This is a genomic window from Bradyrhizobium stylosanthis, assembly GCF_001641335.1.
GTDB classification, from domain to species: Bacteria; Pseudomonadota; Alphaproteobacteria; order Rhizobiales; family Xanthobacteraceae; genus Bradyrhizobium; species Bradyrhizobium stylosanthis.
On the sequence record NZ_LVEM01000002.1, the window covers coordinates 1041561 to 1066236 of the forward strand.

Consider the following 24676-nt stretch of genomic DNA (forward strand, 5'->3'; position numbering starts at 1 on the left):
GGAAGCGACGCCGTCCTTTAGACGGCTATGCCCGGCCATGACGCGATCGTGGAACGTTCAAACGCCAAACGTCAGCATAACGTCCCTTCACGCCGCCGCGTTGCGCAGCATCCGGTTGTTGTCGATGCTGAAGCGATTGAACAGCGTCGTGAACGGGCTGCCGTCGGTAGCGCGCACGATCGCATCGGACGCCGCGACCGCCTCGTAGAGCGCCCCGATGGGATCGCCGGCCTCCGGCAATTCGAGTGCGCCGCGAATTTCGTCTCTGGCTTCGTTGATGTCGTCCTCGTCGTCGCGTGTCGCCTCCAGCGCATCCGCCGCGCGCCGCATCTCGGCGAGGTCGCCGCCGGCCGAGAATTTGAGGATGTCGAGCCAGTAGGGGCGGGCGATGATGAGCTGGATGAACGCCTCGAAGCTCTCCGCGATGATGCCCGCGCGGCCCTCCGATGACACGTAAAGCACATTCTGTGACGGCAGCAGCACGAAGGCGCCGCCGGAGCCGTCACTGCCGATCTGCCGGGGGCTCTCGATGCCGTCGATGGTGAACCAGGGTTCATCGTCCGGCGCGAAGGACAGATCGAATTCGCCGAGCCGGGCGGCGACCTCGCCTTTGGCTGTCATGAGCTCCAGGGTCAGCGGCATCTTTAGGGCTCCTTCCTGATACTTCGCGCACTTTGTCGCACCCCGGAAAAGAAGGGTTCATGTGCGCGAATTCGCAGGGAAATCGAGACGTTAACCGCTTCGCACCTGCAACTTGCGGCTGATTGTCGGGGCCTGCGTAAGAAAGAATTAAAAACCGCCTACTAGCGTTCCCAACATCTTTTGAAACATTCCGGGCCGAGACCCGGCAACCCATATTATATCCCCTGGGGAAGCAGATGTCGCGCGCATTGATTGAAATCAGTAGTTGCAATGTGGATCTCGAGCTGCGGCCGATCGAGCCGTCCTGGATCATCGAGGGCAACCCGGTGTCGCGCTCGCACATTCTCTCCACCAGCGCCGACGGCACCGCTTCGACCATCATCTGGCATTGCACCGAGGGCCGCTTCAACTGGTACTACGACATCGACGAGACGATCATGATCATGGAAGGATCGATCGTGCTCGAGAGCGACGGCATGCCGCCGAAGCGCTACGGTCCCGGCGACGTCATCTTCTTCCGCGACGGCGCACATGCCAAATGGCATGTCGAGGGCTACGTCAAGAAGATCGCCTTCTGCCGCAAGACCAACCCCGTGATGATCGGCTTCCTGATCCGCGTGGTGAACAAGCTCAAGAAGATGTTCGTCTCCACCGGCGAGCGCCGTCCGGCCTCGCTGATGGGAGCGGGCTAGTCTTCCAACAACGTTTCAAGGACGCTTCCCAGCGGCCACGACGAAGAGGGGTCGGGATCAACATCCCGGCCCCTCTTCTCGTCAGGCCGGCAGTTCGAGCCGGTAGAATTCGGTCGCGGTCTGCGAGAACAGCGCAGTCTTCTCGGCCTCGCTCAAGGGCGCCGCGATCCGCTTGAAGGCGTTGAAGATCACCTGGTAGCTGCACTGGCCCTTGTCCGGCGGAAAGTTGCTCTCGAACATCGCGCGCTTGGGTCCGAACGCCTCGATGCAGGTCTCGACATAGGGCCGCCAGGCCGCCGCGAGCTCCTCGGACGACGGCGGCTTGTCGCGCAGATGGAAATCATAGCCGAGCAGGCGCATCGCCAGGCCGCCGAGCTTCACCACCACGTTCTCGCATTTTGCGATCTCACGAATGGACGCCCGCCATTGCGGAAACACCTCTTCGCGCCGTCCGGCGAAGCGGCCGACCCCGGCCGGGCCGCCGCAATGGTCGAGCACGATCCTGGTGTCGGGGAAGGCGCGTGCCAGCTCGGTCAACTCGCCGATCTGCGGGTGAAACAGCCAGGCGTCGAAGCTGAGTTTCAGCGGGGCGAGGCAGGCAAAGCCCTTGCGGAAGGTCGGGTCCTGCAACAATCCCCGTGGCCGGTTGGCGTACATGCCGGCGACGGCGGGGTCCTCGTCCCACGCCGAGGAATGCCTTATGCCGCGGAAGCGGCCATTGCCGGCGGCGATCTCGGCTTCCAGCACCGGCTTTGCGGCGTCGCCCAGCAGCAGATTGGCATGGCTGACGATGCCGGCGCAGATCGCGGCCTTGCCGTAACCGCCGCTCGCGCTCATTGCGGCGACGCCGTTGGCGAACTCGACCTCGCCGACGGGCCGGAACGCCTCGGGCCCATGCGCGCGATACATCGAGCGGCAATCGACATAGACGGTGGCGATGATGTTGTGGCCGGAGGCGATGTCATCAGCCATCTCCTCGATCAGGTAACGGTGCCCGCGATTCCAGAGATGGTGATGCGGATCGACGATCGGCCGCGAGGGATCGATGATCTCTTCCTGATGCTGCGCAAGCCAGTCCTCGCGCGGCTCGACGAATAGCCCGCTCGTGTTGGCGGGCAGACCACTTGCAGCCATCGGCGTTCGCTCCCTGATATTTTCTTGTGCAGGGAGCCTAGCATCTCGTCTCGCTACGCAGCAGCGCGCGTTGCTCAGGGCACCATGGCAGCGGTGGAGGAGGTGGGCTCTCTTTCCGCTTCGCGGGAGATGGCTGCCGACTGCAGGCTGTCTCTCTGCGGCCATCCTTCGAGACGCCCGTCTGCGGCGGGCCCTCAGGATGAGGGCGGAGTGCGCGGCAGCATTTTTGGAGACGATCATGTCGCTCAGCCTCACCCTGAGGAGACCGCGCAGCGGTCGTCTCGAAGGGCGAGGCGTGTGCACAGGTGCTGCCGGAATACGTCTGGCTTAAGCCTCGCGCCGCTTCGCCCGCACATCGACCATGAGCCGCCAATCTGTCGCGGCCACTGGCTTGACCTCGCCGAGCCAGCGGAAGGAATCGCCGGTGATCTCGGTAAAACTCCAGCGTGTCAGATCGCCCGAGTCCGTCGTGCCCTCCTGCACGATATCGGCGCCGTGCGGGCGGCCGATCTGCTGACGGAACACGGAGCGCGCGGGATCGAACCAGGAAATCCGCCATGCGGATATCGAGGGATCATAGACCCGCAGCGTCGTGCCGTACCAATTGCCGGCGATCGGAAAGACCTGAGAGCCTGCGGGGTGGGGAATGATCCAGACGTCCTGCACGGCGCGGCCTTCCAGAATCCAGCCGAAATGGATTTCGCCGGGCGCGACGTGCTTCGTTCCATCGGGGCCGTGGGCCGTGATCTCGGCGTCCCAGTCGCCGACGAAACGGCCATAGAGTTGAAGCGCCGCCGCGTGCTCGGGGTTCGGCCCGTCTGCGTGCAGCAATCTCGCAAAGTCAGTCATGTCGATCTCCTGTCGCGAGGAGATCAGCACGGCCAGCCGACAACCGGCTTGGAGAAAATTGCGCGTCAGACGCCGTCGAGGATGATCACCGTCGGCGCCGATGGCAGGGCGTCGCGCGACATCCGGAACGAGCGGTCGATGCGCCGGTCGATCTCGAACTGCTGGCCGATCCGGCGCATGAAGTCGTCGAGCGGCGTGGCGAAGCGGTGCATCGGTAGCACCACGGACGCACGCAGCCGCTTGGTGATCTCCGAGATGCCGTCGAGCGACATCGTGTAGGTGCCGTCGATCGGCACCATCACGATATCGAGCCGCCCGATCTGGGCAAAATGGCTGTCGTCGAGCTTGTGATGGAGATGGCCGAGATGGCCGATGCAGAGGCCGGCGACCTCGAAGATGAAGATCGAATTGCCGTCGCGGATCATGTCGGCGCCGGCATCGTCGCCGAAATAGCGGCGGATGTCGGTGGTGACGTTGCGGACGAAGGTGTCGCCGATGCGCTCGGAGACGATGGCGGGCTTGCCGTCGTCGCTCCAGCCGTGCAGCACATGGGGGATGCGCTTGTCAGGAAATAGAGAGTAGTGCGTGCTGTGCGCGCGGTTCATGGTGACGACGTCGGGCAGCCGCCCGACCTGATAGGCGCCGCTATAGTCGGTGGCGATGCGCAAGCCGCCGGGCGTGTCGATGAAATAGGTGGAATGGCCGGCATAGGTGATCGTGACTTCAGCCGAGCCGGCCGCCTGCCGGAACGCCACCGGCATCACGCGGGGCGCCGCGTTGGCCATTGCCAGGCATTCGCTGCGCTGTGGCTGCTGGGCGAGGGCAGGTGTCAGCAATGCACCGAACAGCGCCGCAGTCGCCGAAACCAGTCGCCACATGATCCGTCCCCAATGACGCCAAGGGGAACTCTAGCGTGCAATGCAGCGCGCCGCCAACAGCTAGCGATCAACAGCGCGTCAGTGTCGCACCTGGACTTTCCGTCCCTCACTCGCGCTTTGGGCTGAACTTCCAGGTGATCGCGACGAGGCCGGCCGTGATCAGGCCGCTGATCAGGCCCGCCAGCGGCAGGGCGAGCAGCAGCGCCGCACTCGCGGCCCAGCCGATCGAGGAGAAGGCCTCGGCAAAGGTCGCAAGCCGCGAGGAGGTCTGACGGCGACGGAACTGGCTGCGGCGTGCCTGCACCCGGAACCAGAGCTGGATCGCGGTCGCGGACGCCGCGCTGATGATGATGGCGCCGGCGCTGACCGCTGCCTGGAAGGGCGAAGCGAAAGCGAGCGCGGCGACCAGCGGGCAGAAGATTGCGGCGATCGCGATCAGCACCACCTCGATCTTGGCGCGGGTGACGCTGGACGGTGTCAACGGCGCGGTCGCGACCAGGTCGGGCGCGTCCTCGCCCGAGATCGTCAGCCAGGCGAGCCCGCCGGCGAGCTGACCCGCCGCCATCACGATGACAGGCGTGATCAGCGTCAGCGCCGCGGAGCTGTCGGCGAAATTGCGCCACAGCAGTAGCGCCGGCGGCACCAGATAGAGCAGCTGCATCAGGGTCTGCGAGATCAGCCAGGGATCGCGCCAGAGCAGCGTGAATTCCTTGCGCCGCAGCGCCTGTTGCCGCGATCCGCCGCGGAACGGGCGGTGCTTCGCCTTGCTGCGGCCGGACCTGCCGTACGCGGCGGCATCGATCGCGGTGTCGGCAAAGCGGTGCGAGAAGATCGCCATCACGCTTCCGAGCAGCACGAGGGCGAGCGCGAGAAGCAGCAGCAACGCCTCGCTGTCGCCCATCGTCGCCCGCGCCGGCCACCACCAGATGCTGTCGATTTCGGGGGCGTGCGCGGCCAAGCTGCCGGAGGTCAGGATGGTGAAGCGCGACAGCGTGCCGTAGGACATGATCGCGGCGACCTGCAGCGCGATCACGAAACCGGCGCCGATGATGGCGGCGAGGATCTGGGCGATGAGCCGCGTCCGCGCCGGGCCGATCAGGCGGAACAAGAGGATGGTGACGGCAATCGCGATCGCCGCGGCCGACAGGCCCATGGCGATGACGACGCCGAACGCCGCGAGCCAGCGCGCGCCTCCGCCGATCACGAGAACGTCGATGAAGGGCGTCGAGAACAGCAGCGCCATCGCGGTGACGGTGAGCGCGATCGCGGCAATGCGGACCGAGAACAGATTGGCCAGCGTTGCCGGCGAGGACATGATCAGGTCGAGGTCGGCGCGGGCGTAGAACACCCGCGTCACCGATTCGATCGCCTGCGACAGCATCAGGGTCCAGGCCAGGAAGATCGTCGCCGTGATCACGATCAGCGAGGACTTGTCGAGCGGCAGCTGCAGCTCGGCGAAACGGCCGATCACCGCCCAGGCCGGCACGTGCAGCAGCGCCGCAAAGAACAGCAGCCCGATGACGGCGGCGCGCGCCCGCTTGCGCCGTCCGCCGGTCATCATGGCGAACCATTCGCGCCAGGCGAGCCGCAACTCGTGGCGGGCAAACCAGGACAGCGCGGTCGCCGAGCTCATGCGGCTTCCTGCAGCGTCACCAGCGCGATGAAGAGATCTTCCAGGCTCGTGTCGGCGTGGCCGTTCTGCTGGCGCAGCTCGGTGAGCGTGCCTTCCGCGACCAGGCGGCCGGAGGCGATCACGCCGATGCGGTCGGCCATGCGTTCGGCGACCTCGAGGATGTGCGTGGTCATGATGACGGTGCAGCCGGCGCGCACGCGCTCGCTGAGCAGACCCTTCACGTGGCGGGCTGAGACGGCGTCCAGTCCCGTCAGGGGTTCGTCGAGAATGATGAGGCGGGGATCGTGCACCAGCGCGCCGGCCAGTGCCACTTTCTGGCGCATGCCCTTGGAAAAGCCCTCGCAGCGCTCGTGCCGGTGCGGCTCGAGCCCGAGCGAGCTCAGCAGCTCTTCGGCCACCGGTTCCGAGATCGACGGCGCGATGCCCCAGAGCCCGGCGACGAATTCGAGATATTCGAGCGGGGTGAGCTTGTCGTAGATCATGGGCTCGTCGGAAACCCACGCCATGACCTGCTTGGCGGCGACGGGGTTCTGGAGCGCATCGATGCCGAAGATCGAGACCGCGCCGGCATCGGGCCGGAGCAGGCCGGCAACCATGCGTAAAGTGGTGGTCTTGCCGGCGCCGTTGGGCCCGACCAGGGCATAGAATTCACCGGCACGGATGGTGAGATCGAGGCTGTCGACCGCCAGACGGTCAAAACGCTTCGTTAACCCCAGGACTTCCAGCGCCGAGTTGTCCGGCTTCATGACGGCCACACCATCCGGTTTTGCATCGCCCGTGACCATGACCCCAAGATATTTCGGCAGGGTGAATCTCTTTACCGCAAATTCCGGCATGCGGCTTGGACTAAAGGCAAGTCACCGTTTGTTGACAGCGCGCGGGCCTTCAGGCTGAATTGGCGCCGGGACAAATGGAGCTAACGCGGCGAAACGACTGCGTAGCGACTGGACACAAGATGCGACAAGGCGGCCAAAAGAGCCACCGTTGCATCGGGAGGATGCGCGGCAATGCTGGATTTCGTTCAGCAGCTGGTCAGCGGTGTTGCGCTCGGCTGCGTCTACGGCCTGATCGCGCTCGGCTTCGTGCTCGTCTACAAGGCCACCGAGGTCGTCAATTTCGCCCAGGGCGATCTGATGATGCTGGGCGGCTTCTTCGCCTTCACCTTCATCGGCATGATGGGCCTGAACTACTGGGTCGGCTTTGCCGGTGCGGTGGCGGCCATGGCCCTGTTCGGAATGCTGGCCGAACGCGTGGTGGTGCGGCCGATCCTCGGCTACCCGCAATTCTCCATCATCATGGCGACGATCGGCCTCGGCTATTTCCTGCGCTCGATCGCCGGCATGATCTGGGGCACCGATGACCTGAAGATCGAGACGCCGTTCAGCCAGGGCGTGTTGCGGATCGGCTCGCTGGTGCTCGCCTACGACAAGCTGTCGGTGATCGCGGCGACGATGATCCTGTGCACGCTGCTCTATCTCTTCTTCAACAAGACCACGCTCGGCACCGCGATGCGCGCCAGCTCCGAGAACATGCTGGCGGCCTATTACATGGGCATTCCGGTCAAGCGCGTGGTGTCGATCGTCTGGGCGATCAGCGCGGCGGTGGCGACCGCCGCCGGCGTGCTGCTGGCGCCGATCACCTTCATCCACTCCAATGTCGGTCTCGTGCTCGGGCTCAAGGCCTTTCCCGCCGCGGTGCTCGGCGGCTTCGGCTCGATCCCGGGCGCTGTGGTCGGCGGCGTCCTGATCGGGGTGATCGAGAGCATGGCCGGCTTCTATCTGGCGGAGGGCTGGAAGGACGTTGCGCCCTACATCGTTCTGCTCGCCGTTCTGCTGCTGAAACCTGAAGGCCTGTTCGGCCTGCACGTCCGCAAGAAGGTCTGAACGCCATGCGCTTCCTGTTCAAGACCGACTACGAGGACGACATCAAGCTGTTTCCGCATTCGGGCTATTTCGTCTCCTACGGCATCCTGATCGCGCTGCTGCTGATCGCGCCCTACATGCTCTCCAGCTATCTGATGAGCCAGCTCGTCTTCGTCTGCATCTATGCGACCGTCGGCGTGGCGCTGCTGATCCTGACCGGCTTCACCGGCCAGGCGTCGCTCGGGCATGCGGCCTTCCTCGCGATCGGGGCCTACACCGCGGCGTATTTGCAAAAGTACAACGTGCCGTTCCCGGTCTACTTCCTCGCTGCCGGCGGCTTGACCGGCATCATCGGCGCGATGGTCGGCTTTCCCGCCCTGCGCCTGACCGGCATCTACCTCGTCATCGCCACCATCTCCTTCGCGCTGATCGTCGAGGAAATCCTGGCGCGGTGGGAGAGCGTGACCAACGGCAACGAGGGCATGCGGGTCAAGACGCTGTCGCTGCTCGGCGTCACCGTGCCGCGCGACAGTCCGACCTTCTATTACCTCTGCCTGGCCGTGCTGGTCCTGACCATCGTCGGCACGCTCAATCTCTTGCGTTCGCCGACCGGCCGCGCCTTCGTCGCGATCCGCGACAGCGAGACCGCGGCGCGCAGCATGGGCGTCAATGTCGCGCTCTACAAGGTGAAGTCGTTTGCGATCTCGGCGGCGATCACGGGCTTTGCCGGCGTGCTGTTCGCGCACAAGCTCTCCTTCATCTCGCCGGAGATGTTCACGCTGCAGCTCTCGATCGAGTTCATCATCGTGATCCTGATCGGCGGCACCTTCAGCCTGCACGGCGCGGTGCTGGGCGCGATCTTCATCGTGATGATCGATCCGTTCCTGACATACCTGAAAGACGATATGCCCGGCATCATCGCCGGCATCGCCGCGACGTTCGGCGCGGGCCCGGCGACCGCGGGCAATATCCAGTCCAAGGTCGCAGCCTTTGCCTCGCTCAACGGCCTGAAGGGCGCGATCTACGGCATCATCATCGTGCTGTTCGTGCTGTTCGAGCCGCTCGGGCTCTACGGCCGCTGGCTGAAGATCAAGCTCTTCTTCCAGCTGTTCCCGCTCTACAAGCGCGCCACCTTCAAGCGGCAGAAGATCTACGTGAAGTCGGAGCGCAACCGATGAGCTATTTCCGCGCCGAGAACCTGTCGCTGCATTTCGGAGGTCTCAAGGCGGTCGATGCGGTGTCGTTCGCGGTGGAGAAGGGCGAGATCCTCTCGATCATCGGACCCAACGGCGCCGGCAAGAGCTCGATCTTCAATTTGATCTCGCGGATCTACCGGCCGACCTCGGGCCGCATCTTCTTCGAGGACCAGGACATCACCGAGCAGGCGCCTTACGACATCGCCAGGCTCGGCATTGCCCGCACTTTCCAGAACATCGAGCTGTTCGAGAACGCGACCGTGCTGTCGAACCTGCTGGTCGGCCGTCACCGCCATTCGACCACGCAGCTCTGGCAGGAGCTGCTGTTCCTGCCCAGCGTGCGCGCCAACGAGAAGGTGCATCGCCGCCGGGTCGAGCAGGTCATCGAATTCCTCGATCTCGAGCCCTATCGCGACAAGCTGATCTCGGGCCTGCCTTACGGCGTCCGCAAGGTGATCGAGCTTGCCCGCGCGCTGTGCTCGGAGCCGAAGCTGATCCTGCTCGACGAGCCGTCCTCCGGCCTCAATGTCGAGGAGACCGACGACATGTCGTTCTGGATCCGCGACATGAAGAGCGAGCTCGGCGTCACCGTGCTGATGGTCGAGCACGACATGTCGCTGGTCAACCGCGTCTCCGACCGCGTCATCGCGCTGAATTACGGACGGGTGCTGGCGATGGGCTCGCCAGCCGAGGTGCAGCAGCACCCCGATGTCGTCGCCGCCTATCTGGGAGCCTGACGCATGGACGCCGCGGTGACCCCGGAGATCATCCTCAAGCTCAGCAACGTCGAGAGCTATTACGGGCCGATCATGGCGATCCGCGGCATCTCGCTGGAGGTGCCACGCGGACGCATCGTCACGCTGCTCGGGGCCAACGGCGCCGGCAAGACCACGGTGCTGAAGACGATCTCCGGCATCCTCGATCCGCAGAAGGGCGCGATCGAGTTCATGGGCAAGCCGATCCAGCGCATGGAGGCTGACCGCATCGTGCGCCTCGGTCTCAGCCATGTGCCGGAGGGGCGCGAGGTGTTCCCGTTCCTCTCGGTGCGGGAGAACCTGATGATGGGCGCGTATCCGCGCCGGGATCGCGACGGCGTCACCGAGGACATGGAGCGCGTCTACGGCTATTTCCCGCGCCTGAAGGAGCGCATCAACCAGCCGGCCGGCCAGCTCTCCGGCGGCGAGCAGCAGATGCTCGCGATCGGCCGCGCGCTGATGAACCGGCCGACGCTGCTGCTGCTCGACGAGCCCTCGCTCGGCCTGTCGCCGCTGCTGGTGAAGGAGATCTTCACGATCATCCGGCGCGTCAACGAGGAGCAGGGCATGTCGATCCTGCTGGTCGAGCAGAATGCCAAGGTGGCGCTGGAGACCGCGCATTACGGCTACGTGCTCGAGATCGGCCGCATCGTGATGAACGACAGCTGCGACCGCTTGATGCATTCCCAGGACATCCAGGAGTTCTACCTCGGCGCCAAGGAAGCGGGTGCGCGCGGCGAACGGCGCTGGAAGAAGAAGAAAACTTGGCGTTAGAGGAAGGTTTGGCGTTAGATAGGCGACCATCCGCGACAACAGACCGCCGGCAAGGCAGGCAGCGGAGGGAAGAGCGACAAGGAGGAGACGTGCATGGCCCGACCGGCGGTGCTGACGGTCGCTGATACGATCGCAAGGAGCTTCTTGCGCGCCGCGGAGACGCGGGGCGATCGGCCCGCCATCCGCGAGAAGAAGTTCGGCATCTGGCAGCCGACCAGCTGGCGCGAATGGCTGGAGATCTCAAAGGAGATCGCCTACGCGCTGCGCGCCATCGGCTTCATGCCCGGCGACGTCGCCTCCATCGTCGCCAACGCCGTGCCCGAATGGGTCTATGCCGACATGGGCATCCTGTGCACCGGCGGTGTCTCCTCAGGAATCTATCCGACCGATTCATCCTTGCAGGTCGAGTATCTCGTCAACGATTCCGCGACCCGCGTGATCTTCGCCGAGGACGAGGAGCAGCTCGACAAGATCCTCTCCTGCCGCGCGCGCTGCCCGTCCTTGCACAAGATCATCGTGTTCGACATGGAGGGCCTCAGCGGTTTTTTCGACGACATGGTGATGTCGTTCGACGAGTTCCGCGCGCTCGGGCGCAACCACATGGTCGGCCGCGAGGCGCTGTGGCAGGAGATGATCGACAGCCGCAGCGCTGGCGATCTCGCGGTGCTCGTCTACACCTCCGGCACGACGGGCCCGCCCAAGGGCGCGATGCACGCCAACCGCAGCGTCACGCATCAGATGCGACACGCCAACGACTTCATCCCGGCGCGGGAGGACGAGGACCGGCTGATCTTCCTGCCGCTCTGTCACGTCGCCGAGCGCATCGGCGGCTATTACATCTCGGTCGCGCTCGGCTCGGTGATGAATTTCGCCGAGAGCCCGGAGACGGTGCCGGACAACTTACGCGAAGTGCAGCCGACCGTGTTCCTCGCAGTGCCGCGCATCTGGGAAAAATTCTATTCCGCCATCACGATTGCCCTGAAGGACGCGACCCCGCTGCAGCAATGGGTCTACCGTCGCGCCATCGAAATCGGCTACCGCATGGTCGATTGCCGCGTCGAGGGCAAGGCGCCGCCGCTGGGCTTGCGCATCGCCAATGCGATCGCCTACCGGGTCGCCTTCCGCAACATCCGCCGCATGATCGGGCTCGACCGCTGCCGCATCGCCTTCACCGGCGCGGCGCCGATCGCACCGGAGCTGATCCGCTGGTATCTTGCGCTCAGCATCGACATGCACGAGGTCTACGGCCAGACCGAGAATTGCGGCGTCGCCACCATGATGCCGGCGGAGCGCCTCAAGCTCGGCTCGGTCGGAACGGCAGTGTCCTGGGGCGAGGTCGCGCTGTCGCCCGATGGCGAGATCCTGATCAAGGGCGACTTCCTGTTCATGGGCTATCTGAACCAGCCGGAGAAGACCGCGGAGACCATCGATGTCAGCGGCTGGCTGCACACCGGGGACGTCGGCAGCATCGACAATGAAGGCTTCGTCCGCATCACCGACCGGATGAAGGACATCATCATCACCTCCGGCGGCAAGAACATCACGCCGTCCGAGATCGAGAACCAGCTGAAGTTCTCGCCCTATATCTCCGATGCCGTCGTGATCGGCGACAAGCGGCCGTATCTGACCTGCCTCGTGATGATCGACCAGGAGAATGTCGAGAAGTTCGCGCAGGATCACGACATCCCCTTCACCAACTATGCCAGCCTGTGCCGGGCGACGGAGATCCAGGACCTGATCTGGCGCGAGATCGAAGGGGTCAACGCCAATTTCGCCCGGGTCGAGACCATCAAGCGGTTCTACCTGATCGAACGCCAGCTCACGCCGGAGGACGAGGAGCTGACGCCGACCATGAAGCTGAAGCGCAGCTTCGTGAACAAGCGCTACGCCGCCGAGATCGACGCGATGTATCGCGAGCGCGCGGTGGCGTGACGCGTGCGCGTGCCCCGCAAAGGGCGTGCGCAAGAGAAACCGAAGGAGCGACGGCCCCCGCCCTTCGCATAAAACGGGCCCAAAGGAGAGGAGACGTCAATGTCGAAATCGCTCGGAACGTTCGGCCTTGCTGTGAGCGCCCTTGCGCTCACCTGTCTGCCGGCCGTCGCGCAAACCAAGGTCACCAATGATGGCATCTCGGCAACCGAGATCGTCATCGGGACTCACCAGGACCTGTCGGGTCCGATCAAGGGTTGGGGCGTGCCGGTCTCCAACGGCATGAAGATGGCCGTCGAGGAGGTCAACGCCGCCGGCGGCATCAACGGCCGCAAGATCCGCCTCGTGGTCGAGGACAGCGGCTACGATCCGAAGAAGGCCGTGCTGGCCTCGCAGAAGCTGATCGAGCGCGACAAGATCTTCGCGATGGTGGGGCCGATGGGGTCGCCGACCGTGCTCGCCGCGCAGGACATCCTGCTCGATGCCGGCGTGCTGCAGCTCTTCCCGCTGACGGCCGCCGAGTTCACCTTCAAGTTCGATCCGGCCAAGCCGCAGGAGCGGCTGAAGTTCAACAACCTCTTGCCCTATGTCGAGAGCACGCGCGCCGCGCTCAAATACATGATAGAGGCAAAGAATTTCAAGAAGCCGTGCATCATGCATCAGGACGATGAGTACGGCAAAAACGTGCTCGACGGCTTCAACCAGCAGCTCGCCGCCATGAAGATGCAGCCGGCCTCGGTCACGAGCTACAAGCGCGGCGCCTCCGATTTCAGCGCGCAGGTCGCCAAGATGAAGTCCGACGGCTGCGATCTCGTCGTGCTCGGCGCCGTGCTCCGTGAGCCGATCGGCACGATGACCGAGGCCAAGAAGCTCGGCTGGGAGGTCACCTTCCTCGGTGCGACGCCTGTTAACGTGCTCGAAGTGCCGGCGCTCGGCAAGGATGTGGTGGAAGGCTTGTACGCCGCATCGAACTTCGAAATTCCCTACGAAGACACCGCGAAGGGAAAGGTGAAGGACTGGCTCGTCAATTACAAGAAGATGTTCAACGCCGACGCCAACACCCAGGCCATCATCGGCTACAATGCAGTGATGACGTTTGCGCATTATGCCAACAAGGCTGGCAAGGATCTCACAGGCCAGAAGATGCTGGATGCGCTGGAGTCCGGCGACAAGTTCCAGGATATCTTCAATTCGCCGCCGACGGTGTTCTCGAAGACCAACCATCTCGCCACCACCATCACGCAGGTCCAGCAGGTCAAGAACGGCCGCTGGGTTCTGGTGAAGGACAATCTGATGTTCTGATATCTCGCGCCGACGACGATGCACCCTCTCCTCTTGCGGGAGAGGGTGGCTTCGCGTGAGCGAAGCCCGGTGAGGGGGATCCATCCTCTCGGGCAGTCCAGCGCGTGGTGAGAATCCCTCATCCGGTGCCATAGCCGAAGCTCTGCTTCGGCGTTCCTCAGAACGGCGGCCGAGGGCCGCCTATGCCACCTTTTCGCACAAGGGGAGAAGGAAGAAAGCGCGATACGAGAGAAGCCCTAAGACCCCCCGCTCGCATTGCCCGAGCTCACCGGGGCCAGCTCGTCTTCCCTGCAGCGCCAGCCGTCGGCGGCCTTCACGAAGGCGAAGTTGCGCTGGATCCTGAGGCGGCGCGTGACGTTGAAGGCGTCAGCGGAGCGCTCCTTGTTGCCGGCGCCCGGCTGCGGACGGCTCGTCCGCGCGTCCCAGCAGGTGCCGGTGCAGGACGTGGCAACCTTGCTGCATGTGGTGAAGGGCGCCAGCACGACCATCTCGATCTCGCCGGTGACCTGCGCCTCCTGGTCGGTCACCTGGCTGTCGACGGCGTAGACGCGGTTGATGCGCAGGAAATTTCCGCAGGAATTGGCGGCGTGAATCCGCGCGGCGCAGAAATCGACCGCGTCGGTGTCGGGCGAGTGGGCCGCGACCTGCCGGCCGAACACCTTCTTCGGATCGCCTTTGGCGGCGCGGACCTCGTCGGTCTTGCGCGCGAGATGCGCACCCAGACAATCTTCCGCGGACTCCAGCTCCTGCAACGGCACGTTCTCCTTGCCGACCAGATTGCATTTGCGATCGCGCTCCCGCGTCCACCTGCCGTATTCGGCGAAGGCAAAGCGGGCCGCGGTCGGGTCCAGCTTGCCGATCAGGCCGAGCACCTCGCCATTGAGCTCGGTTTCGGCAACCGCGAGCGACGGGTCCGCGCAGATCACCGCGCCTGCGGCGGTGTTGGCGGCCAGGCAGTCGAAATCGGGGTCGCGCAGGATCGCGGCGCGCTCCTCGGTCACCTTGAGCAGGCACGCCTTCACCCGGTCGAACTCGTCGGGGCGGATCGCGGTCTGGCCGACGATGCCGCAACCGAGATTGCGCTGGCGGGCCCAGATCGCGTTCTCCTCGATCGCGGGCAGGCGATCGGGCAGGCGGGCGAGCCGCGCCTCGATCGCGATGCCCAGCTTCTCGGCAGCAGCGGCAAGCCCGGCGTCGCCGCAGAACAGTTGATTGCCGGGATCGCGGATCTGCTGGCAGCCGTTCTTCGCGAACAGCGGCAGCCTGTCGGCGATGGCGCGGTCGGTTTGCGCAGACGCGGGTGCCGTGAGCGCCAGCAGCGCAAGCACAGTCAGCACGATGAACCGCATTCCAGTCGCCCCCGCCAAGCCCGCTGCCATGCTAGCAGCTTCAGCCCGTGAAACGGAATGGGCTTGTGGTCACCAGGCTCTCCAGCGTCGTCCCGGCCTAGCGCGCAATTGCGCACTAGGCCGGGATGACACCGAATTAGGTTGCGCCGTCCGAGTTTAATGCGCCTCGGGCGCCATCGACAGCCGCACCGGCTCGTCGGCATATTTCATCACGGCAGCCTGGTGAAGCACGAACAGCGGCTGGTAGGAGCGCGCGGCGTCGTCCTCGACCATCGCCATGCGGCGGTTGTCGAGCATCAGCCAGTGGCCGTCGAGCCTTGCGGCGACGACCGCGTGGTCTTCGCCGGCCCTGACATCGCGCACCACGACGATGCGGAGGTCTTCAGCGGCGACGCCGGCAAGCCGCAGCGCGGCCAGCTTGGCGATGGCATAGTCTTCGCAATCGCCGGCGCCGCGCGCGAAGGTCGCAAGCGGCGAGCTCCAGACGTCGTCGTTCCCGTCATTGACGGGGTGGATGGCGAGATTGATGGCGCGGTTGGTCTCGCCCAGCCGCGCGCGGCCGTCGCGGGTCCGGGCCTGGTCGACGATGGCCAGCAACTTGAGGGCTGCGGGCGAAGCGCAATTGTCGCGGTCGCCGTCGCACAGTGCGAGCTGCACCATGTCGTCGTCGAGTCGGGATTTCAGCGCGGACCATTTCTGCTGGAGTCCGCCGGACGAGATGGCAAAGGCGAACACGCCGAAAGGCTCGGCCGATTTGCGCACGATGACGCCGGCGCCCGGCGACAGCAGCGTGCCGGCGCGAAGCTCTGCGGCCGATCCGAGCAGGACCAGTCCACACACGACAAGGATTGCGCGCCAGGCGCGCGAGCGAGCGGTCTCCATCTGACATCCCCTTGCGGCTTCGCCAGGTCCCCCTCGACCTCGACGTGCCGGGCTTTGTTGCTTTCGGGGAGATAGTGCGAGACGGGCCGTTCTGTTCTGCTTAACGCGCCCGGCAGGGGTCCCAAAACCGTGGGACAGGCTGAAATCGGACTGCCCAAATTGCGTAAAATTTTACGAATCGGGGACTAGGAGGATGTCCGGCCGCCGCGAAAAGGAGCGAATTACAGGCACAGGTTGTGGGAGGCTGATTCCATCTCCTATGGCTAACAACCCGCGATTTCACGGGTTCTGTTAGTTAGGTCACAGATTCTGCTCCGTATTTGCCGCAGGATGAGCCGGGGAACCCCGAAGAAAAGATGACGTAAGTATCTGCTGTTCGATCTATACAGCAGTCTACTTGGGACGATTGGGAATGTTCGGAAATATGCAGAGTTCGACTTCAAAGTACTGCAAGAAGTACTTTGCTTTCTTCCTGAAGGCGCCGGTCTACCGCTGTCCCAAAGGCCAAGTGACACGAAATCACACAAGCAATAGATGGTTTCGCTAAGGACTTGGTAATGCTAAGCAAGCTTAGGCGGTCCATACTTACATAATTATTAACCCTTTTTACGGTGCCCGGTTGAATTACGCTGGCAAATTTGACGCCGCGATTTCGTTGGACGGCGAGGGTTCCCACTCGCCCTCCTATGTCCATGTCGATTCGTTCATCGCCAAGTCCCTTAACGCCCAGTCCTTCACGGCGAAGGCGCACGGCCATCTGCCCGATGGTGCCGTCGTTGTTCCCGACCCGAACCTGATCTTCAACGGCGAGTTCAAGCGCGCCGGTCTCGACCTCGTGCTGTCCCATGACGGGCACGACTTCGTCGTTCACGATTATTTCAGGGGCGACAAGCGCGCGGCGCTCGCCTCGTCCGATGGCGCCCACCTGACCGGCGACGTCGTCAACGCGCTCACCGGCCACGTCCAGGTTGCGCAGGCGGCCCCCGGGATTGCTGCGGCCCAGGTCATCGGCCACGTCACCAAGCTCTCCGGCAGCGCGACCGCGATCCGGAACGGCGTTTCGGTCATCCTCAACAACGGCGACAACGTCGAGAAGGGCGACGTGGTCTCGACCGGCGCCGATTCGACGCTCGGCATCACCTTCATCGACGGCACCGTGTTCGGCCTGTCCTCCAATGCGCGGATGGTGCTGAACGAGATGGTCTATGACCCGAACGGGTCGAGCAATTCCTCGCTGCTGAGCCTGGTTGCGGGCACCATCACCTTCGTCGCCGGCGAGACCGCCAAGCACGGCGACATGAAGATCGACACGCCGGTCGCCACCATGGGTATCCGCGGCACCGCGGTGCTGACCCAGATCAACTTCGTCGTTCCCGCGGGCGGCGGCGATCCGCAGCCGCAGGCGAGCTTCCAGGTGCTGGTCGAGCCGAACGGCACCACGGGCTCCTACATCCTGTTCGACAAGGTCACGCTGCTGCCGATCGCGACGGTCAACCAGGCCGGCCAGATGATCCAGATCAGCGGCGGCAACGTCTCGATCAGCAACGCGCTGTTGTCGCCGGACGTGCAGAAGCTGATCACGGACGTGTTCACGCTGAAGTTCACCGACAACAACAGCAACACCAAGCTGACGACGAACTTCACCGACACGATCACGCCGACCAGCGAAGGCATTCTGTTCAAGACCGCGAACGGCTACAGCGCGACGGCCGTTTTCACCAATCTCAACCAGCCGGAATCGGGTGGACCCGGCCATAATCCGTCGTCCAGCACCCGCATTCCCGGTCCGCCGGATTCGCGCAGCCTCGACCTCAACGGCAATGTGAAGACGGCGTTCGCGCTGACCGAGCGCGCCGACACGACCGGCGATACCACGCATTCCGACACGGTCTCCGGCCGGATCACCTTCGTCGACCAGAACCTGGGCGACCAGCCGACGGTGAGCGTGACTCTCGGCGGCGCGCCGAACTACGTCTACAAGAGCGCGGGCCAGCAGGACGTCACCGGCTCGCTCAGCGCGCTCCAGAAGCAGGACATCGCGGCGACGCTGATCGACATCCAGGTCGTCGCCGACGGCGGCAACAATAACAACGGCTCGGCGGTCTGGACCTACACGATCCCCGACCACGTCTTCGATTTCCTCGCGGCGGGCGAAACGCTGACGCTGACCTACATGGTCCGCATCAACAACAATTTCTCGGTCAACCCCGAATCCACCTTTATCCCGATCACCATCACGATCACCGGCACCAACGACAAGCCGGTGATCACCACCAGCGTTCCGACCATCACTTTCGAAGGCGGCACCAGCGTGCCGGGCGGTCCGCTCGTCAGCGACGAGGCGACTTCGGGCACGCTCGACTTCGCCGACGTCGATCTGACCGACACGCATACGGTGTCGGTGGCGCTGACCAGTGCGACGCTGCCCGATGGCAGCACCGTTCCGCCCGGTCCGCTCGCGGCGTTCCAGAGCGCGATGTCGGTCGCGATCGCGGCCGGTGCCGACAGCACCGGCGACGGCACCGGCACCATCAACTGGTCGCTGGCCGATCTTCCCGTCTACCTCGCCGACTTCATCCCGAGGGGCGAGGTGCTGACGCTGGTCTACACCGTGACGGTCAAGGACGCGCAAGGCGCGACCGCGCAGCAGACCATCACCGTCACGATCACCGGCACCGATGCGCCCGCCGTGGTGTGGATCGCGACCGAGAAGCCCGGCCAGCCCGCGGGCGGCTTGTGGCGAGACGCCACCAACTGGGCCACCGGCACGGTGCCGACCATCGACGACGATGTCATCGTCATCACCGACCAACTGCACGGCCTGACGCCGTCCTTTCCGGCGACGATCGACGCGGCTGCCTTCGCGAAGTCGGTGACGATGAACGATTTCGGCGGTCCGCCGCCGATGCTTCTCAATCTGAGCTCGCTGACGATCGCCGGTTCGCTCGACATGAGTGCCGACTCGATCCTCACCAACGCCGCGACCGGCACGATGTCGGTCGGCGGCCTGGCCGAGATCCTGGACACCAGCGTGCTCACCAATGCCGGCTTGCTGAAGCTGGCCGCCGGCGGCGATTTCGCTGCCGGAACCACGATCACCAATTCCGGCACGCTCGAGCTGCTCGGCGGCACGCTGAAGACGCTGGCCGAAATCCACAATGCCGGCGGCACCGTGAAGGCCGATGCCGGCGCGACGCTGATCGTCGACGGCACGACGATCGACGGCGGCACCGTCACCATTCTCGGCACGCTGGAGCTCGACGGCATCATCAGCCGGATCGAGAACGGCACGCTGAACAATTCCGGCACGGTCAACGTCAAGGGCATCGTCCAGTTCGCCCATGAGAGCGTGGACAACACGTCGAGCGGCGTGATCGAGGTGCTGGCGAATGGCTGGCTGGCGATCCAGGAGGGATCCGACGTCACCAACGCCGGCCATATCATCGTCGACTCCACCGGCAGGCTGGTCGTCCACAACGCGACGATCCACGGATCCGGTGGGGTGATCGGCAACGGCAACGGCGAGGAAGGCCCCGTCTTCAACGCGGGTCTTCAGGGCGCCGGCACGATCACCAACAATGGTGAGATGGATCTCCACGGCGGCGCCGTCCTGAGCGGCGGCATCCTGAACAATGGTTCCCTCTCTAACCATGATGTCCTCTTTAGTGTCAGCGGTGCCGGCAATGTGCTGAGCGCGGAGACCGTCACCAATGGTGGCCGCCTCGAGGTCGTGTCCGGCGGCGCGCTGACGATCGATCTGGGCTCGACGGTCGACAATTCGAGCGGCAACCTCTTCGTCATTGGCAATGCCACGCTGACTCTGGACGACGCCACGATCAGTGGCGGCGCGATCGCGGGGGCGGGCACGATCGAGGTCGCCGGCGCCAGCCGCATCGACGGCGGGGCGACGCTCAGCGTCATCACGGTCACCGCCGACGCCGAACTGACGCTGGACGGCATCACCGTCTCCGGCACCGATATCACCGACAACGCCAGCGTCGTGCTCGGCGGCACCGTCAAGCTCAAGGACGGCGCGAAAATCCATGGCGGCGCGGTCTCGATCCTTGGCACGCTGGAAATCGCCGGCGCGGCATCGCTGCTCGACGACGTCGTCACCAACACCGGCACGGTGACGGTCGACGGCGGCCAGACGCTGACGTTGTCGGGCACGGAAATTTCGGGCGGCACCATCAACGGCAGCGGCACGATCGACGTCACCGGTGCCAGTACCATCGACGGCGGCGCGACGCTGAGCACCAGCACGGTCATCGCCAACGCCAAGCTGACGCTGAGCGGCGTCACCGTATCGGGCACCGACATCACCGACACCGCCGGTCTCGAGCTCGACAAGCTCGTCAAGCTCAAGGACGGCGCGAATATCCATGGCGGCGCGGTCACCAATCTCGGCACGCTTGAGATCGCCGGCGCTGCGACGCTGCTCGGCGACGTCGTGACCAATACCGGCACGGTGACGGTCGACGGCAGCGCGACCCTCGATCTCATCGATACCACCATCGACGGCGGCGCGCTGACGATCGCGGGAACGCTGGAATCGACCGGCACCAGCGCGATCAACGATGCCGATATCACCAACACGGGCGCGATCACCGTCACCAGCGGTACGCTGACGATTGATCCGGCAACGATCCACGCCATCACCAATCACGGCCTGATCGAGGCGGTGACCGGTGGCACGCTGAAGCTGACGGCCGCCACCATCGGCAATGCCGGCGGTACGATCTCGGTTGGCGCCACATCGAAGCTCTATCTGACCGACGTCTCGATCAACGGCGGCAGCCTGAGCAATGCCGGCAATCTCTACAGCGTCTCGGGCTCCAACACGATCACGGCCGGCGTCACCAACACCGGCGGCATCATCGAAGTTCAGGCCGGCACGCTCAACCTCGCCGGCGGCATCACCGGCCCCGGCACGCTGCTCATCGACGACGGTGCCAAGCTCGAGCTCGGCGGCGCCGATGCGCAGACCGTCACTTTCGCCGGCGGCACCGGCACGCTGCAACTCGACAAGCTTGCCGGTCAGAACTTCACCGGGACTATCGCGGGCCAGGCGGCGGCCGACGGCGCATTCACCGTCACAGGTGACGCCGACATCGCGGCATCGGTGGGCGACGCGCTCGACTTCTCGGTGTCGAAGGGGACGCATGCCACCGTCGCGCTCACGCTGAGTGGTACGCTCACGGGCGCGACCAACGGCATCGGCGTCACCCAGAGCGGCGTTGGCGACGTCTCGCTGACCGCGACCGGTGACGTCACCGGCTCCGACGGCCATGGCATCTGGCTGAGCGACGGGTCGACTGGCGCCGGCAACATCACGGTCAATGATCTCACCGGCAAGGCGACCGGCATCGGGGCTAATTCGGTCGGCGTGCTCGTCGAGAATGCGAATGCCGTCAATGCTGGCGACATCTCGATCACCCAGCTTGGCGGCGCCGTCGGCGGCGCTTACGGCATCGATGCCCTCACTTGGGGCAGCGGCGACATCACCATCGACGCCGGTGGTATCATCACCGGCAGCTCGATCTACGGCATCCGGTCGCGCAGCTATGGTACGGGCACCCAGACCGTCACGACCGAGGCCGGCAGCGTCGTCACGTCGGGAAGCTCCGGCGTCGTTGCGGTCAACCGCGCGGAAGTGCTCGCGCCTGGGGATCACAGCTCGATCACCGTCACCAATTACGGCACGGTCAATTCCGGCGCGAACCTCAATCTGGCCGGCAACGCGCCTGCGGGCCTCGAGGCCGGCTATCTCGGTTCGAGCACCGGCTCTGCCGCCAATACCAGCGTCTACGGCGACGTCGTCGTCAACAACTACGGCAATGTCACCGCTGCGGGCGGCTACGGCATCCACGCCTACAATTTCGGCAATGGCGACATCACGGTGAACGACGGCGCCGACACCACCGTCATCGGTGCCGAGACGGGCATCCTCGCCCAGGCGCTCAGCGGCGGCACCGGCAACATCACGGTCACGCTCGGTGCCGACGCGACGGTCAAGGGCACGACCGGCTACGGCATTCTCGCCTATAGCATCGACAAGGGCGACATCAGCGTCACCCTGGCTGCGGGCGACAGCATCATGTCGGGCACCTCCGGCGTCGTGGCGATCAATTACGCGGCAGCGATCGCGAGCGGGGTCGGCAGCACCATCTCCGTCGTGGCGCACGGCACCATCCATTCCGGCTCCTCGCTGAACAGCGACGGCAGCACGCCGGGCGCGATCATCGCCGGCTACAAGCCGCAGGGCCTCTCGACCTTCTCGGGCGCCGTCTACGGCGACGTCAGCGTCACCAGCGATGCGATCATCACCGCGGATGCCGGCTACGGCATCGAGGCGTTCACCTGGGGCATCGGCGACGTCACCGTCACGACCGGCGCGGCCTCGCAGATCACCGCTGCAGGCACCGCGATCGGCGCCTTCAATCACGGCGGCGGCGACGTGAACGTCACCAACGACGGCTCCGCCAAGGGCGCCGTCGGCCTGTCCGCCGTGGCGGCAGGCGCGGGCGACGTCACCATCGTCAATCACGGCAGCATCACCGGCACCAGCCTCGCCGGCATCAGCGTCACCCAGAACGATGCGGACGCGGCGGGCGATCCGATCGCGACCGGCGCGACGCATATCACCAACACCGGCTCGATCGTTGGGGCGGCCGGTCATGCCGCGATCTTCATCCAGGAGAACGCCAGCGGCGGGGCGACGATCACCAACGCCGGCTCCGGCACGATCGGGCCGGCGTCCGCCTCGGGCGTCACCGCGACGACCTATGCGATCGTCGAGAGCGGCGGCGCCATCACCATCAACAACGACGGTCACATCAACGGCAACATCACCGCCGTCAGCGCGACCTTCTACAACAACGCGACCGGCATCTGGACCGTCGGCGGCACCAGCGTGTTCGGCAACGTGTCCTCGATCGTCAACGCCGGCGAGATCGACCTGCTCAATGGCGCTGCGATCTCCGTCCTCGGCCTCGGCATCACCAATTCGAACGAGATCGAGAGCTGGGGCACGGCCTCGATCACGGGCACCATCACCAACAACCACTCCATCGAGGTCCACACCGGCATTCTGACGCTGTTCGGCTCGCTGTCCGGCTCCGGCTCGGTCACGATCGACGCCGGCGCGACGCTCGAGATCAAGAACACGGTGGCGCAGACCGTCACCTTCGGCGGCACCGGTGCCGAGCTCGAGATCGACACCACGACCTTCGGCGGTTCGATCGCCGGCTTCGCCGCCAACGAGAAGATCGACCTGTCGACCATCGTCTGGGACAGCGGCACCACGGCGGTCTACAGCGCGGCGACCGGCAATCTTGTCGTGAGCGACACCCACGGCCACAGCATCTCGCTGAAGCTGATCGGCAATTACGGCGACACGCATTTCATCACCAGCAGCGACGGCTCCGGCGGCACCATCGTCGAGATCGCGCCGGTCGATGAATGGACCAATCCGAACGGGGGCGACTGGAACACGGCGTCGAACTGGAGCATCGGCGTGCCGGCGGCCAGCTACGATGTGAAGTTGTTCGCCGCAGGCGAACCCTACACCGTCGACAGCACCACCAACGTCACCATCCACGATCTCACCGTCGACTCCACCGTGACGCTGCTGACCGAGCCCGGCACGGTGTTCACCGTGAACGGCGACGTCACGCTCAACGGCCTGATCGAAGCCGGTCCGTTCTCCGGAAACGACATTTCGACGATCGACATCAAGGGCGACATCACCGGCACCGGCACGATCGAGATCTCCAACAAGGCGGTCGTCGAGATCGAAGGCTCGGTCGAGGGGACGCTGGTCAACGGATCGTTCTCGGGAATCACCGTCTTCTACGATAACGGGCTCGGCACGCTGATCCTGGACCACTCGCAGGACTTCCACGGGCTGATCTCGGGGTCTCCGGCCGGGGCCCCGCTCTCGTCGAACAATCTGATCGACCTGAAGGACCTCGCCTGGACCGCCACGATGTCGGCGCAGGCCAGCTACAACGCGGATACGAACATCACCACCGTCGGCTTCTACAACGGCACGACGACCGTCACCTTGTCGTTCCTCGGCCGCGACGTGAACTGGCACCTGCAGAGCGACGGACACGGCGGCACCACCGTCTACGATCCGGTGTTCGACACGCCCATGACGATCGAGAGCGGCACGGTGCTGAACCTCAGCGAAGCCTCCGCGCAGGACGTGACCTTCGCCAACAATTCCGGCACCACCGGCACGTTCGCGATCGATCACGCCGCCGATTTCACCGGCGTCATCAAAGGTTTTGACGGCGACGGCACGCTCGCCAATTCGGACCTGCTCGACCTCAAGGACATCGATTTCGCGACACTGGCCGACGTGAGCTACACCGAGAACGCCGACCATCTCGGCGGCGTGCTGACGCTGACCGACGGCACCGACACCGCGACCATCAAGTTCGCCGGCAGCTACAGCATCGACAGCTTCCACTTCGCCAGCGACGGCAAGGGCGGCACGCTGGTCTACGATCCGCCCACGGGGGTGACGCTCGTCGGCACCAGCGGGCAGGATCAGTTCGCCTTCACGAATTCGACGGCTCAGGTTCAGAGCACGATCGTCGATTTCGAGATCGGCCAGGACAAGATCGACCTGCGCGACTTCGGCAACATCAAGTCGTTCGGCGACATCGTCATCACGCAACAGGCGAGCGGCGCGCTGGTCACGCTCGACGATCATCAGTCGATCCTGCTGAAGAACCTCGTCGCGAGCAGCCTGCACGCCAGCGATTTCATCGTCGCGAACCACGCCTGACG

15 protein-coding genes and 1 pseudogene are annotated in these 24676 nt (G+C 64.8%); 8 read left to right on the forward strand and 8 right to left on the reverse strand.

Annotation, left to right across the window (positions count from 1 at the left end; genetic code table 11):
- Positions 1 to 87 precede the first annotated feature (87 nt).
- Positions 88 to 642, reverse strand: a complete 555-nt coding sequence (locus A7X65_RS16840) for a hypothetical protein (protein WP_063686607.1) — start codon at positions 640 to 642, stop codon at positions 88 to 90.
- A 236-nt stretch (positions 643 to 878) separates the two neighbouring features.
- On the opposite strand from A7X65_RS16840, the gene A7X65_RS16845 reads away from it, so the two are divergent.
- Positions 879 to 1334, forward strand: a complete 456-nt coding sequence (locus A7X65_RS16845) for a cupin domain-containing protein (RefSeq protein WP_063686609.1) — start codon at positions 879 to 881, stop codon at positions 1332 to 1334.
- 81 nt (positions 1335 to 1415) lie between these two features.
- On the opposite strand, the gene A7X65_RS16850 is transcribed toward A7X65_RS16845, so the two are convergent.
- From A7X65_RS16850 to A7X65_RS16870, 5 genes and pseudogenes are all read right to left on the reverse strand, one after another.
- Positions 1416 to 2468 carry an amidohydrolase family protein gene (locus A7X65_RS16850; protein WP_063686611.1) on the reverse strand — a complete coding sequence of 351 codons (1053 nt, stop codon included), beginning with the start codon at positions 2466 to 2468 and terminating at the stop codon, positions 1416 to 1418.
- Positions 2469 to 2795: 327 nt separating this feature from the next.
- Positions 2796 to 3317 carry a hypothetical protein gene (locus A7X65_RS16855; protein ID WP_063687746.1) on the reverse strand — a complete coding sequence of 174 codons (522 nt, stop codon included), beginning with the start codon at positions 3315 to 3317 and terminating at the stop codon, positions 2796 to 2798.
- Positions 3318 to 3382: 65 nt separating this feature from the next.
- Positions 3383 to 4195, reverse strand: a complete 813-nt coding sequence (locus A7X65_RS16860; RefSeq protein ID WP_063686613.1) for an MBL fold metallo-hydrolase — start codon at positions 4193 to 4195, stop codon at positions 3383 to 3385.
- A 106-nt stretch (positions 4196 to 4301) separates the two neighbouring features.
- On the reverse strand, positions 4302 to 5828 hold the full coding sequence (locus tag A7X65_RS16865; protein WP_063686615.1) for a hypothetical protein: 1527 nt from the start codon (positions 5826 to 5828) through the stop codon (positions 4302 to 4304).
- Positions 5825 to 6520 (reverse strand): annotated as a pseudogene (locus A7X65_RS16870) (ABC transporter ATP-binding protein); the annotation flags it as partial. The gene A7X65_RS16865 and the pseudogene A7X65_RS16870, both read right to left, overlap by 4 nt.
- Before the next feature lie 315 nt (positions 6521 to 6835).
- Between A7X65_RS16870 and A7X65_RS16875 the strand changes: the two are divergent.
- The 6 genes from A7X65_RS16875 (at position 6836) to A7X65_RS16900 (ending at position 13646) form a co-directional block, all read left to right on the forward strand.
- Complete coding sequence (locus tag A7X65_RS16875) at positions 6836 to 7711, forward strand: branched-chain amino acid ABC transporter permease (protein ID WP_063686617.1); 876 nt, start codon at positions 6836 to 6838, stop codon at positions 7709 to 7711.
- 5 nt (positions 7712 to 7716) lie between these two features.
- Positions 7717 to 8868: a branched-chain amino acid ABC transporter permease gene (locus A7X65_RS16880; RefSeq protein ID WP_063686619.1), complete on the forward strand. Its 1152-nt coding sequence runs from the start codon at positions 7717 to 7719 to the stop codon at positions 8866 to 8868.
- On the forward strand, positions 8865 to 9623 hold the full coding sequence (locus tag A7X65_RS16885; RefSeq protein WP_063686621.1) for an ABC transporter ATP-binding protein: 759 nt from the start codon (positions 8865 to 8867) through the stop codon (positions 9621 to 9623). Before A7X65_RS16880 ends, A7X65_RS16885 begins: the two co-directional genes overlap by 4 nt.
- Before the next feature lie 3 nt (positions 9624 to 9626).
- On the forward strand, positions 9627 to 10415 hold the full coding sequence (locus A7X65_RS16890) for an ABC transporter ATP-binding protein (RefSeq protein WP_063686623.1): 789 nt from the start codon (positions 9627 to 9629) through the stop codon (positions 10413 to 10415).
- 93 nt (positions 10416 to 10508) lie between these two features.
- Positions 10509 to 12347: an AMP-dependent synthetase/ligase gene (locus A7X65_RS16895; protein WP_063686625.1), complete on the forward strand. Its 1839-nt coding sequence runs from the start codon at positions 10509 to 10511 to the stop codon at positions 12345 to 12347.
- 99 nt (positions 12348 to 12446) lie between these two features.
- On the forward strand, positions 12447 to 13646 hold the full coding sequence (locus A7X65_RS16900; RefSeq protein ID WP_063686627.1) for an ABC transporter substrate-binding protein: 1200 nt from the start codon (positions 12447 to 12449) through the stop codon (positions 13644 to 13646).
- A gap of 236 nt (positions 13647 to 13882) precedes the next feature.
- Here A7X65_RS16900 and A7X65_RS16905 read toward each other — a convergent pair whose 3' ends face one another.
- Together A7X65_RS16905 and A7X65_RS16910 are read right to left on the reverse strand one after the other, a co-directional pair.
- Positions 13883 to 14995: a lysozyme inhibitor LprI family protein gene (locus A7X65_RS16905; protein WP_063686629.1), complete on the reverse strand. Its 1113-nt coding sequence runs from the start codon at positions 14993 to 14995 to the stop codon at positions 13883 to 13885.
- Between the two features lie 156 nt (positions 14996 to 15151).
- Positions 15152 to 15877 carry a transglutaminase-like cysteine peptidase gene (locus A7X65_RS16910; protein WP_063686631.1) on the reverse strand — a complete coding sequence of 242 codons (726 nt, stop codon included), beginning with the start codon at positions 15875 to 15877 and terminating at the stop codon, positions 15152 to 15154.
- A 619-nt stretch (positions 15878 to 16496) separates the two neighbouring features.
- On the opposite strand from A7X65_RS16910, the gene A7X65_RS16915 reads away from it, so the two are divergent.
- A complete protein-coding gene (locus tag A7X65_RS16915) occupies positions 16497 to 24674 on the forward strand; it encodes a FecR domain-containing protein (RefSeq protein WP_245323576.1) in 8178 nt (2725 codons plus the stop codon).
- The last annotated feature ends 2 nt before the right edge of the window (positions 24675 to 24676 follow it).